At 70.8% G+C, this 12260-nt stretch carries 9 protein-coding genes; 5 read left to right on the top strand and 4 right to left on the bottom strand.

The genetic code is table 11. The features are described from left to right. The first annotated feature begins 43 nt into the window (after nt 1-43). Both OG985_RS32650 and OG985_RS32645 read left to right on the top strand, forming a co-directional pair. Nucleotides 44-1984: a protease pro-enzyme activation domain-containing protein gene (locus OG985_RS32650; protein ID WP_371671935.1), complete on the top strand. Its 1941-nt coding sequence runs from the start codon at nt 44-46 to the stop codon at nt 1982-1984. 85 nt (nt 1985-2069) lie between these two features. Next, nucleotides 2070-3824 carry an NAD+ synthase gene (locus OG985_RS32645; protein WP_371671934.1) on the top strand — a complete coding sequence of 585 codons (1755 nt, stop codon included), beginning with the start codon at nt 2070-2072 and terminating at the stop codon, nt 3822-3824. 147 nt (nt 3825-3971) lie between these two features. On the opposite strand, the gene OG985_RS32640 is transcribed toward OG985_RS32645, so the two are convergent. From OG985_RS32640 to OG985_RS32625, 4 genes are all read right to left on the bottom strand, one after another. Then, entirely contained in the window at nt 3972-5186 is a 1215-nt protein-coding gene (locus OG985_RS32640; RefSeq protein WP_371671933.1) for an MFS transporter, read from the bottom strand. A gap of 152 nt (nt 5187-5338) precedes the next feature. After that, the gene (locus tag OG985_RS32635) at nt 5339-6313 is read right to left on the bottom strand and encodes an endonuclease/exonuclease/phosphatase family protein (RefSeq protein ID WP_371674568.1); all 975 of its coding nucleotides are present in this window, start codon (nt 6311-6313) and stop codon (nt 5339-5341) included. A 327-nt stretch (nt 6314-6640) separates the two neighbouring features. Next, the gene (locus OG985_RS32630) at nt 6641-7282 is read right to left on the bottom strand and encodes a TetR/AcrR family transcriptional regulator (RefSeq protein WP_371671932.1); all 642 of its coding nucleotides are present in this window, start codon (nt 7280-7282) and stop codon (nt 6641-6643) included. Nucleotides 7283-7355: 73 nt separating this feature from the next. Beyond that, entirely contained in the window at nt 7356-8945 is a 1590-nt protein-coding gene (locus OG985_RS32625; protein ID WP_371671931.1) for an MFS transporter, read from the bottom strand. A 300-nt stretch (nt 8946-9245) separates the two neighbouring features. Between OG985_RS32625 and panB the strand changes: the two genes are divergently transcribed. The 3 genes from panB to OG985_RS32610 all read left to right on the top strand — a co-directional run bounded on the left by panB (nt 9246) and on the right by OG985_RS32610 (nt 12251). Continuing rightward, nucleotides 9246-10112, top strand: a complete 867-nt coding sequence (panB, locus tag OG985_RS32620; RefSeq protein WP_371671930.1) for a 3-methyl-2-oxobutanoate hydroxymethyltransferase — start codon at nt 9246-9248, stop codon at nt 10110-10112. A 250-nt stretch (nt 10113-10362) separates the two neighbouring features. Beyond that, a complete protein-coding gene (locus OG985_RS32615; RefSeq protein WP_371671929.1) occupies nt 10363-11382 on the top strand; it encodes an ATP-binding cassette domain-containing protein in 1020 nt (339 codons plus the stop codon). Beyond that, nucleotides 11379-12251 carry an ABC transporter permease gene (locus OG985_RS32610; protein WP_371671928.1) on the top strand — a complete coding sequence of 291 codons (873 nt, stop codon included), beginning with the start codon at nt 11379-11381 and terminating at the stop codon, nt 12249-12251. The genes OG985_RS32615 and OG985_RS32610 overlap by 4 nt, the downstream gene beginning before the upstream one ends. Nucleotides 12252-12260 lie beyond the last annotated feature (9 nt).

Here is a 12260-nt window from a genome sequence, read left to right as displayed (position 1 = left end):
CTGCGAGTGATCCACTCGCGACGAACCGCACACAGGGGGTTCCATGAGATCCAACCGCGCCACGATGCGCGCCGGGGTGAGCATGGCGGCCACACTGCCCATGCTCGCCGGCGCGCTGGCGCTCGGCATACCCGCGGCGCACGCCGCGGACAACCCGGGCCGGGACACGCTCGCGGGCACCAAGCCCGCCTGGGCCACGGCCAAGGCCGACAAGGGCGCGACCGCGAACGGCGCCCAGGTCTCCGCCCGGGTCTACCTCGCCGGCCGGAACGCCTCCGGTCTGGCCGCGTACGCGAAGGCCGTGTCGGACCCGACCTCGGCGGCGTACGGCAAGTACCTGAGCGCAGGTCAGGCCCAGGCGCGCTTCGGCGCCACCAAGGCGCAGGTCGCCGCGGTGAAGTCCTGGCTGTCGGCCGCGGGCCTGAAGGTCACCGGCGTCACCCGGCACTACGTCTCCGTCACCGGTGACGTGGCCGCCGCCGAGAAGGCGTTCGGCACCCAGCTGCACAACTACGCCAAGGGGTCGAAGACCTACCGCGCCCCGGCGAAGACGGCCTCCGCGCCGGACGCCCTGGACGGTGCCGTCCTGACCGTCACCGGCCTGGACAACGCGCCGCACAAGGCGACCCACAGCGACACGCTGCCCCCGCCGGACGCCGTGTTCAAGAACTCCGGGCCGTTCTCCTCGTACTACGGCTCGAAGACCGCGACCACGCTGCCGGACGCGTACGGCAAGAAGATCCCGTACGCCGTCAAGGGCTACACCGGCAAGCAGCTGCGTGCCGCCTACGGCGCCGGGAAGTACACGGGCAAGGGCGTCCGGGTCGCCATCACCGACGCGTACGCCTCGCCGACGATCGCCTACGACGCGGCCACGTACGCGAAGAAGCACGGCGACGCCGGCTGGAAGACGGGCCAGCTCACCCAGGTGCTGCCCGACGGCTACACGAAGACCGAGGAGTGCGGGGCGGCCGGCTGGTACGGCGAGGAGACCCTCGACGTCGAGGCCGTGCACGCGGTCGCGCCGGACGCGCACGTCACGTACGTGGGCGGCGCCTCCTGCTACGACGACGACCTGCTCGACTCGCTCAGCAAGGTCGTCGACGACCACCTGGCCGACATCGTCTCCAACTCCTGGGGCGACATCGAGGCCAACCAGACGCCCGACCTCGCGGCCGCCTACGACCAGGTCTTCCAGTTCGGCGCGGTCGAGGGCATCGGCTTCTACTTCTCCTCCGGCGACAACGGCGACGAGGTCGCCAACACCGGTGTGAAGCAGGTCGACACCCCGGCCAACTCGGCGTGGGTGACGGCGGTCGGCGGTACCTCGCTGGCGGTCGGCAAGGGCGACAAGTACCTGTGGGAGACCGGCTGGGGCACCCAGAAGGCGGCCCTGTCGGACGACGGCAAGAGCTGGACGAGCTTCCCCGGCGCGTTCACCTCGGGTGCGGGCGGCGGCACCAGCAAGACGGTCGCCGAGCCCTTCTACCAAAAGGGTGTCGTCCCGAACGCGCTCGCCACGGCCAACAGCGCCACCGGCAACCGCGTGGTCCCGGACATCTCGGCGATCGCCGACCCGAACACCGGTTTCAAGGTCGGCCAGACCCAGACCTTCCCGGACGGGTCCGCGCAGTACAGCGAGTACCGGATCGGCGGCACCTCGCTCGCCGCGCCGGTGATCGCGGCCGTGCAGGCCCTGGCCCAGGAGGCGCGCGGCGGCAAGGCGATCGGCTTCGCCAACCCGTCGATCTACTCGAAGTACGGCACGAAGGCGTACCACGACGTCACGGACAACCCCACGGGCTCCGGACTCGCCGTGGCGCGCGTCGACTTCGCCAACGCCTTCGACGCGGCCGACGGTCTGCTGACCTCCGTCCGCAGCCTCGGCAAGGACAGCTCGCTGAAGGCAGTGAAGGGATACGACGACGTCACCGGCGTGGGCACGCCCGCGGGCGGCTACGTCGAGTCGTACCGCCGGCACTGATCCGGCACTGACGCGAAGGGGTGGCGTGAAGTGGTCCTCGCCTCACGCCACCCCATCGCGTCGCTCTGACGATTACACTGGCCCCGTGCCTCAACTACGTCTCGCCCTGAACCAGATCGACTCGCGCGTCGGCGACCTCGCCCAGAACGCCGAGACGATCGTCCGCTGGACCCGGCACTCCGCCGAGCAGGGAGCGCACCTCGTGGCGTTCCCGGAGATGGCGCTGACCGGGTATCCCGTCGAGGACCTGGCCCTCAGGTCGTCCTTCGTGACGGCGTCCCGCGCGGCCCTGCGCGACCTGGCCGGCCGTCTCGCCGACGAGGGCTTCGGAGAGCTTCCGGTGATCGTCGGCTACCTCGACCGGTCCGAGACCGACCAGCCGAAGTACGGCCAGCCGGCCGGCGCGCCGCGCAACGCGGCGGCGGTGCTGCACCGCGGCGAGGTCGTGCTCACCTTCGCCAAGCACCACCTGCCGAACTACGGCGTCTTCGACGAGTTCCGCTACTTCGTGCCCGGCGACACCATGCCGGTCCTCCGCGTGCACGGCGTCGACGTGGCGCTCGCGATCTGCGAGGACCTGTGGCAGGACGGCGGGCGCGTCCCGGCGGCGCGCGCGGCCGAGGCCGGACTGCTGGTCTCCATCAACGCCTCGCCGTACGAGCGCGACAAGGACGACACCCGGCTGGAACTGGTCCGCAAGCGGGCCCAGGAGGCCGGCTGCACCACCGCCTACCTCGCCATGATCGGCGGGCAGGACGAGCTGGTCTTCGACGGCGACTCGATCGTGGTGGACCGGGACGGCGAGGTGGTCGCGCGGGCCCCGCAGTTCTCCGAGGGATGCGTGGTCCTGGACCTGGAGCTGCCGGCGGCCTCGCCCGAGGCGCCGACGGGTGTGGTGGCCGACGGTCTGCGGATCGACCGCGTGGTGCTGTCCGAGGACCCGCTGCCGCCGTACGAGCCGGAGCTCCAGGGCGGCTACGCGGAGCGGCTCGACGACGAGGAGGAGGTCTACTCGGCGCTGGTCGTGGGCCTGCGGGCGTACGTCGCGAAGAACGGCTTCACGTCGGTCCTGATCGGCCTGTCCGGGGGCATCGACTCGGCGCTGGTGGCCGCGATCGCGTGCGACGCGGTGGGCGCGCAGAACGTGTACGGCGTGTCGATGCCGTCGAAGTACTCCTCCGAGCACTCCAAGGGCGACGCGGCGGAGCTGGCGCGCCGCACCGGCCTGAACTTCCGCACCGTGGCGATCGAGCCGATGTTCGACGCGTACATGGGCGCGCTGGGCCTGTCCGGCCTCGCGGAGGAGAACCTCCAGTCCCGGCTGCGCGGCACGCTCCTGATGGCGCTCTCCAATCAGGAGGGACACATCGTGCTCGCCCCCGGCAACAAGTCGGAGCTGGCGGTGGGCTATTCGACGCTTTACGGCGACTCGGTGGGCGCGTACGGCCCCATCAAGGACCTGTACAAGACGTGGGTCTTCCGCCTCGCCGAGTGGCGCAACCGGGCGGCGGCCGAGCGGGGGCACACCCCGCCCATTCCGGAGAACTCGATCACCAAGCCGCCGAGCGCCGAGCTGCGTCCCGGCCAGGTCGACACGGACTCGCTGCCCGACTACCCGGTCCTGGACGCGATCCTCGATCTCTACGTCGACCGCGACAAGGGCGCCGACGAGATCGTCGCGGCCGGCTTCGACCCCGCCCTGGTCGCCAAGACCCTACGGATGGTGGACACGGCCGAGTACAAGCGGCGCCAGTACCCGCCGGGCACCAAGATCTCAGCGAAGGGCTTCGGCAAGGACCGCCGCCTGCCGATCACCAACGGCTGGCGCGAATCGGCCTGAGAGACGAGTGAGCCCCTCCGGCGTCCGGACCATCCAGCCCCTCCGGCGATTGAGGAGCGGGGGCCCGGGGGCAGAGCCCCCGAAATCCAGCCCCTCCGGCGTTTGAGGAGCGGGGGTCCAGGGGGCAGAGCCCCTGTACTCCGGCCGTCAGGAGTGCAGCGCCTCGGAAGCCTGCGGGACATGTCCCGCGACCACCCGCGCGGCCCGCGGAGCGACCCGCCGCCGGTCGACCACGGCCGCCGTGCCCGCGACCGCGAGACCAAGCACGGCCAGCACCGCCCCGGCCACCGCCGGGGACGTCACCCCGAAGCCCGCGGCGAGCGCGAGTCCGCCGATCCACGCGCCCCCGGCGTTGGCCAGGTTGAACGCGGCCTGGTTGGCGGAGGACGCCAGCGACGGGCCCGCGGCGGCCTTCTCCATGACCATCAGTTGCAGCGGCGACCCGGTGACGAAGGCCGCCATGCCGAGCAGGACGACCGCCAGCGCCGCGGTCCACTGCGTGCTCATCAGCACCGGGAACAGGGCCAGCACCGCCACGAGTGAGCCGAGGCCGCCGAAGAGGGTGGCCCGCATCGCGTGGTCGGCGAGGCGGCCGCCCAGCAGGTTGCCCGCCGTGGCGCCGACACCGAACAGGGCCAGCAGGAGCGTCACGCTGCCGTCGGCGTACCCGGCGGCGTCGGTGAGCATGGGCGTGATGTAGCTGTACGCGGCGAACAGCGCGCCGAAGCCCGCGACGGTCGTACCGAGTGCCAGCCAGACGGGCAGCGACCGCAGGGCCGCCAGCTCGCCGCGCAGCCCCGCGGCGGGGGCGTGCGTGTGGTCGTGCGGGATCAGCAGGGCCAGCGCCGCGATCGCCGCGAGACCGATCGCGCCGACGCCGAGGAAGGTGGCGCGCCAGCCGAGCTGCTGGCCCATGAGGGTGGCGACGGGCACGCCCGCGATGTTGGCGACGGTCAGGCCGAGGAACATCAGGGAGACCGAGCGGGCCTTGCGTTCGGGCGCCACCATCGTGGTGGCGACCACGGCGCCGACGCCGAAGAAGGCGCCGTGCGGCAGACCGCTCAGGAAGCGGGCGGCCAGCAGCCAGTGGTAGTCGGGTGCGAGGGCCGACAGCGCGTTGCCCGCGACGAACAGGACCATCAGGCCGATAAGGACCTTGCGGCGGGACATGCGCGCGGTGACCGCGGCGAGGAGCGGCGCCCCGATCACCACGCCCAGCGCGTACGCCGAGACCAGGTGGCCGGCGACGGGGATCGAGATGTGCAGGTCGGCCGCGACGTCGGGCAGGAGGCCCATCATCACGAACTCGGTGGTACCGATGCCGAAGGCGCCCACGGCGAGGGCGAGCAGGGCCAGGGGCATGAGGGAGCCTTTTGCCTTTCGAAAGAGAGCGGTGTTCCGTACATGAAGCCAATGCTTATGTTCACGTACGGAACAAAGCCTCTCAGGCCCAGTATTCCATCAGGTTGACCGGGGGGTGCCGGTCCCTGTCATCAGGCCGCTGAGGTGCGGATTCACGAGGAGGATGTGGCGACGTTCACACGGGCCGCCACCGGCAGATGGTCACTGCCCGTCTCCGGCAGGGTCCACGAGCTCACCGGCTCGATGTCCTTCACCATGATCTGGTCGATCCGCGCCATCGGGAACGACGCCGGCCAGCTGAACCCGAACCCGCTGCCCGCCGCGCCCTGCGTGGAACGCATCTGGGCGGTGACGGCGTTGAGCGAGCGGTCGTTCATCGTGCCGTTGAGGTCGCCGAGCAGCACGACCCTCGTCACCTTCTCGTGGGCGATCGCCTCGCCCAGCGCGTCCGCGCTCTTGTCCCGCTGCCTGGCCGTGAACCCGGCCTCCAGCTTCACCCGCACCGACGGGAGATGGGCGACGTACACCGCGACCTGCCCGGCGGGCGTCGTCACCATGGCGCGCATCGCCCGCGTCCAGCCGAGCTTGATGTCGACGGCCCGGACCCCGGTCAGCGGGTACTTGCTCCACAGCCCGACCGTGCCCTGCACCGAGTGGTACTTGTACGTCGACGCCAGCGCCTTCTCGTAGACCGGCACCGCCGACGTCGTCAGCTCCTCCAGGGCCAGCACGTCCGCGCCGGACGCGGCCACGTCCCGGGCGGTGCCGGCCGGGTCAGCGTTGTCGGCGTTGACGTTGTGCGTGGCCACCGTGAGGTCGCCGCCGGTGCCGTCCGCCTTGTCGGTGAGGAGACCGCCGAAGAGGTTCAGCCACACGACGGTGGACAGCAGCACCGCGATCAGCGCGGTCGCCGATTTGCGGACGAAGGCGAGGACGATCAGCACCGGCACGACGACGCCCACCCACGGCAGGAACGTCTCGATGAGACTGCCCAGGTTGCCGATCCGGTTCGGGATCTGCGCGTGCAGCAGCATCACCAGCGCGAGCAGGATCGCGAGCGAGGCGACGACGAGGCCCCGACGCCAGATCCGCCGGTCACCGCGCCAGCCGGCGAACAGGCGGTTCATCAGGCGTCGGAGCCGGGCTCCCGGGCGCTCGGGCCCCGAACCGCCGTTGTCCGTATCCGCCATGAATGCCTGCTGCGCCATACCGTCGCCTCACTGCTTGCCCTGCGCACCGATCTCCCCCTGTGCCTACGACCCTAGGGGATGAACGGTTCCGTTCTCGCCGTCCCTCGACGGCCGTACGGGCTCCATGACGAACAACTCGCTGTTCCGAGTTCCGCCGACGCGTGTCCGCGACCCCCTCTGTGACGAAACGCGCACATTCGCACCCGGAGTTGCCCGGTGCGCCGGCCGGGCAGACCTACGCCGAGTGCTCGCCGGACGGCGAACTTACGCGGAGTGCTCGCCGGACGGCGAACTGACGGGCCGTAGCCCTTCGAGCAGGGTGTCGACGATCTGCTCGGCGAGTCCGTCGGGGAGTTCGGCGTCCGGGCGCAGGACGGCGCGGACGAGCATCGGCCCGACGAACAGGTCGTTGAGGAGTTCGATGTTGACGTCCGCGCGCAGTTCGCCGTTCTCCTGGCCCCGGCGCAGGACTTCGAGGCCGAGCCGGTGCCGGGGGGCGATCACCGTGTTCTGGTACGCGGCCCAGATCTTCGGGCTGCTCTTCATCTGGGCGTAGACGCCGTGCAGGATCGCCGACCGGCGGCTGAGCACGCCCCGCTGCCGCAGCGACTCGAGCAGGACGACCAGGTCGGCGCGCATCGACGTGCCGGTGAGCTCCGGGTCGGCCGGCTCGGCCGCGCGCAACAGGTCGACGAAGAGTTCCTCCTTGCCGCTCCAGCGACGGTAGATGGTGGCCTTGCCGACGCCGGCGGTGCGGGCGATGCGCTCGATGGAGAGCTCCGCGAGCGGCACGCCCTCCTCCATGAGCTTCATCGCGCCTTCCAGGATGGCCCGTTCCACGGCCTCGCTGCGGGGGCGTCCCTTGGTCGCGCCGACTCGGGAGGTCCGGCTTTCGGCGGGGCTCACTCTGCTCCGTCCCTTCGTCTCGCTGGAAGAGGATTCTCCCCCGTGCCCGGCACCGCCGGGCGACGGACGGGCGTCACTCCCCCGCCGTCACCAACTCCTCCTCGTTCTCGCCCTGCTGGGAGGCGGCCGGCTTCCCCGGCAGGAACAGGGCGACGACCACCGCGCCGACGACCGCGACACCCGCTCCCCACAGCGCCGTGACGTGCATGGCGTGCAGGAACGCGTCGTTGGCCGGGCCGACGAGCGCCTGCCCGCGCGGGCCCAGCTTCTCGGCGACGCCGAGGGTGGCCTCGATGGACTCGCCGGCGGTGTGCCGCAGCCCGGCGGGGACCAGGCCGAGCTTGTCCTCGATGCCGTTGCGGTACGCCGTGGACAGCACCGAGCCGAGGACGGCGATGCCGAGGGCCCCGCCGAGCTGGCGGAAGGTGTTGCTGAGGGCGGAGGCGGAACCGGCCTTCTCGCGGGGCAGGGCCTGCATGATGACGACGCTGGTCGGCGTCATGATGTGCGCCATGCCGGTGCCCATGAGGAAGAAGATGACCTCCAGGAGCCAGATCGGCGTGTCCGCGTCCAGGACGGCGAAGGCGGCCAGCATCGCGGCGATGATCACCATGCCCGCCGTGGTGGTGGCCCGGTTGCCGAAGCGGTCGACGAGCAGCCGGGCGCGCGGCGCGAAGATCATCTGGGCGGCGGCCAGCGGCAGCATCAGCAGACCGGTCTGCAGCGGCGAGTAGCCGCGCACGCTCTGGGTGTAGAAGACCGAGAAGAAGGTCACGCCCATCAGTGCGAAGAAGACCAGGGCGATGGCGGCGATCGCGGCCGAGAACACCTTGTTCTTGAAGTAGGTGACGTCGATGGACGGGTGGTCGCTGCGCTTCTCGAACACGACGAAGCCGACGAGTACGGCGAGACCCGCGCCGATGGTCGCCAGGACCTGCGGGTCGGTGAAGTCGGCGAGCTGGCCGCCCTTGATGATGCCGTAGACGAGCAGGACCAGGCCGACCACGGACAGCACGACGCCGACGGGGTCGACGCGGCCCGGCTTCGGGTCGCGGGAGTCGGGCACCAGCCACAGCATCAGCGCGAGCGCCAGGAGCACGATCGGCACGTTGACCAGGAAGACCGAACCCCACCAGAAGTGGTCGAGGAGCACACCGCCGGTGATGGGCCCGATGGCGATGGCGAGGCCGACCCCGCCGGCCCAGATGCCGATGGCCTTCGGCTGTTCCTCGCGCTCGAAGACGTTCATCAGGACGGCGAGGGTGGCCGGCATCACGAAGGCGGCGCCGAGGCCCATCAGGGCGCGGAAGGCGATGAGCTCGTTCGGCGAGCCGGAGAAGGCGGCGAGGGCGGAGCCGATGCCGAACACGGCGAGTCCGCCGAGCAGGACCTTCTTCCGCCCCAGCCGGTCGCCGAGCAGGCCGGCGGTGAACAGCAGGCCCGCGAAGACGAGGGTGTAGGCGTTGATCGCCCACTCCAGCTCGCTCTGGGTGGCGCCGAGGCCGGTCGGAGCGGGGGTGGAGATGGTCTTGATCGCGACGTTCAGGATCGAGTTGTCGAGCACCACGATCAGCAGGCTCAGCATCAGGGCGCCGAGAATCGCCCAGCGACGGCGGTGCACCGCTTCCGGAATCCTGGAGACGGGGTAGGCAGGTGTACTCATGGCGTCGAGTTTAGGCCAATTACGATACGAGACCGGTCCGTATCGGAAATCCTTTACCGAGGTCTTACACAGGCCGGCGGTGGGGGCGGGCCCACGGGCGGACCGGACGGCGGAACGAGGGGCGGCAGACGGGCGAAGGACGGCCGGAAGGACAGCCGGGAAGACGGCCCGGAGGACCCGGCCGCCGACGGGAAATCCGTCACACCGGGGTCCCCTAGCCGTCCCTGGCACGAGGTGCCACCATGGAGGGGATCCGGGGACGCCGTCAGGGCGCCTCGAGATGACGAAGGAGCCGTTGCAATGACGCAGCTTTCGGCTGCCCACACCAAGCCCTCCGACGGCAGCAAGGCGCTGTACGGGGGGAAGGGCACACGCCGCATCACTGTTCGCGACATCGCCACCGCCAAGGAGCGCGGCGAGAAGTGGCCCATGCTCACCGCGTACGACGCGATGACCGCCTCCGTCTTCGACGAGGCCGGGATCCCTGTGCTCCTGGTCGGGGACTCGGCGGGCAACTGTCACCTCGGGTACGAGACGACCGTGCCCGTCACCCTCGACGAGATGACCATGCTCTCCGCCGCGGTCGTACGCGGCACCAGCCGGGCCATGATCGTCGGCGACCTGCCCTTCGGTTCGTACCAGGAGGGTCCGGTGCAGGCGCTGCGCTCGGCGACCCGTCTGGTGAAGGACGCCGGGGTCGGCGCGGTCAAGCTGGAGGGCGGCGAGCGCTCGCACCGGCAGATCGAGCTCCTGGTGGAGTCCGGCATCCCGGTGATGGCGCACATCGGCCTGACCCCGCAGTCCGTGAACGCGATGGGCTACCGCGTGCAGGGCCGTGGCGAGGAGGCGGCGCAGCAGCTGCTGCGGGACGCGAAGGCCGTGCAGGACGCGGGCGCGTTCGCGGTCGTGCTGGAGCTGGTTCCGGCCGAGCTGGCCGCCGAGGTGACGCGCGTGCTGCACATTCCGACGGTCGGCATCGGCGCGGGCCCCGAGACGGACGCGCAGGTCCTGGTGTGGACCGACATGCTCGGACTCACCCCCGGGCGGGTGCCGAAGTTCGTCAAGCAGTACGCCGACCTGCGCGAGGTGATGGGCGGCGCGGTGAAGGCGTTCGCGGAGGACGTCGTCGGCGGAACGTTCCCGCTGGAGGAGCACTCCGTCCACTGAGACCTGAGCACCGAGTACTTGCCACTGCGGCACCGAGCCACTGCGCACCGAGCCACTGCGGCACCACCCAGCCCCGCCGATCTTCCCCCGTCGGCGGGGCTGTCGCGTGCCGCGCCCAGCCGGGAGATCCCGCTGGTCGCCGGCGCTGGTCGGGGGCTGCCGACGGGCTGTAGGCGGGCTGTCGGTGGGTTCGCCGTACTGTCGGCGGGCTGTCGGTGGTTTGTCGGTCGCCCCTGGCACCGTCATCGGCATGACGCGAATCGACAAGAACGCCAATGGCGTGGCCGTCACCGTGCGGGGACTGGTCAAGCACTACGGCGAGACCAAGGCGCTGGACGGCGTCGACCTGGACGTCCGTGAGGGCACCGTGATGGGTGTGCTGGGCCCGAACGGGGCCGGCAAGACCACACTGGTGCGCATACTCTCCACCCTCCTCGCCCCGGACGCTGGGCAGGCCACCGTGGCCGGCTACGACGTCGTACGGCAGCCCCGGCAGCTGCGCCGGGTGATCGGGCTGACCGGACAGTACGCCTCCGTGGACGAGAAGCTCCCGGGCTGGGAGAACCTCTACATGATCGGCCGGCTGCTCGACCTGCCCCGCAAGGAGGCCCGCGCCCGCGCCGACGAACTGCTGGAGCGCTTCTCGCTCACCGAGGCAGCCAAGCGCCCGACATCGACGTACTCGGGCGGGATGCGGCGGCGGCTCGACCTGGCCGCCTCCATGATCGGGCGGCCCGCCGTCCTCTATCTGGACGAGCCGACCACCGGCCTCGACCCGCGCACCCGCAACGAGGTGTGGCAGGAGGTCAAGCGCATGGTCGGGGAGGGCGTGACCGTGCTGCTCACCACCCAGTACATGGAGGAGGCCGAGCAGCTCGCCTCCGAGTTGACCGTCGTCGACCGCGGCAAGGTCATCGCGAGCGGCGGCATCGAGGAACTGAAGGCGAAGGTCGGCGGCCGCACCCTGCGCGTCCGACCCGCCGACCCGCTCCAGCTGCGCCCGCTCGCCGCCGCCCTCGACAGCCTCGGCATCACCGGGCTCGCCTCCACGACCGTGGACGCCGAACGCGGTGCCCTCCTGGTGCCGGTCCTCAGCGACGAACAGCTGACCGCCATCGTCGGCGCGATCACCGCGCGAGGCATCACGCTCGCCTCCATCACCACCGAACTGCCCAGCCTGGACGAGGTGTTCCTGTCCCTCACCGGCCACCGCGCCTCCGCCCCGCAGGACACCACGCCCACCCTCGACCGCGAGGAGGTCGCCGTATGAGCGCCCAGCCGTCGCCCACCGCCACCCTGGACAAGGCGCGTCGCGCCGCCCCTTCGAGCACTCTCACCGCGGCCGGTTCCCAGGCCGACGCGCCCATCTCGCCGCGCGCCCATCTGCGTCACACCGGCGCGCTGATCCGCCGCAACCTGCTGTGGATCCGGCAGGACCCGGAGTCGATGTTCGACGCCATCCTGTTCCCGGTGATCTTCACCCTGCTGTTCGTGTACGTCTTCGGCGGTTCCATCGGGCAGTCGCTCGGCGGCGGCCAGGAAGCGTACGTCCAGTACATCGTGCCCGGGCTGATGGCCATGATGGGCATGAACATGGCCCAGGGGGTCGGCACCGGATTCAACACGGACTTCAACAGCGGTGTCATGGACCGGTTCCGGTCGCTGCCGATCGGGCGCGGCTCGGTGCTGTTCGCCAAGATCGCGGTGGAGCTCATGCGCATGCTGATCGCGACCGCCGTCCTCATGGTCATCGGCGTCCTGGTCGGCTTCCACATCACCAACTGGCCCGGCCTGCTGGCCTCCGTGGGCCTGTCCGCGGTGTTCGGCTCGGCCCTGATGTGGGTCTTCCTCACCCTCGGCGTGATCATGAAGAGCGCGCAGTCCGTCCAGGCGATGGGCTTCCTGGTCCTGATGCCGCTCCAGTTCGGCTCCTCGATCTTCGCGCCGACCCAGTCCATGCCCGGCTGGCTGCAGACCTTCACCGACTACAACCCGCTGTCCTCGCTCGCCGACGCGGCGCGCGGACTGATGGTCGGCGGCCCGGTCGCACACGGCCTGTGGGTCACCCTCGCCTGGTCGGTGGCGCTCACCGCGGTGATGGCGCCGATCGCCATCCACAAGTTCCGCACCAAGAGCTGACCGGCGGGC

The organism is Streptomyces sp. NBC_00289 (assembly GCF_041435115.1).
GTDB lineage: Bacteria > Actinomycetota > Actinomycetes > Streptomycetales > Streptomycetaceae > Streptomyces.
The sequence above is the reverse complement of the archived record's forward strand: the minus strand, read 5'-3'. Positions and strand labels throughout refer to the sequence as shown.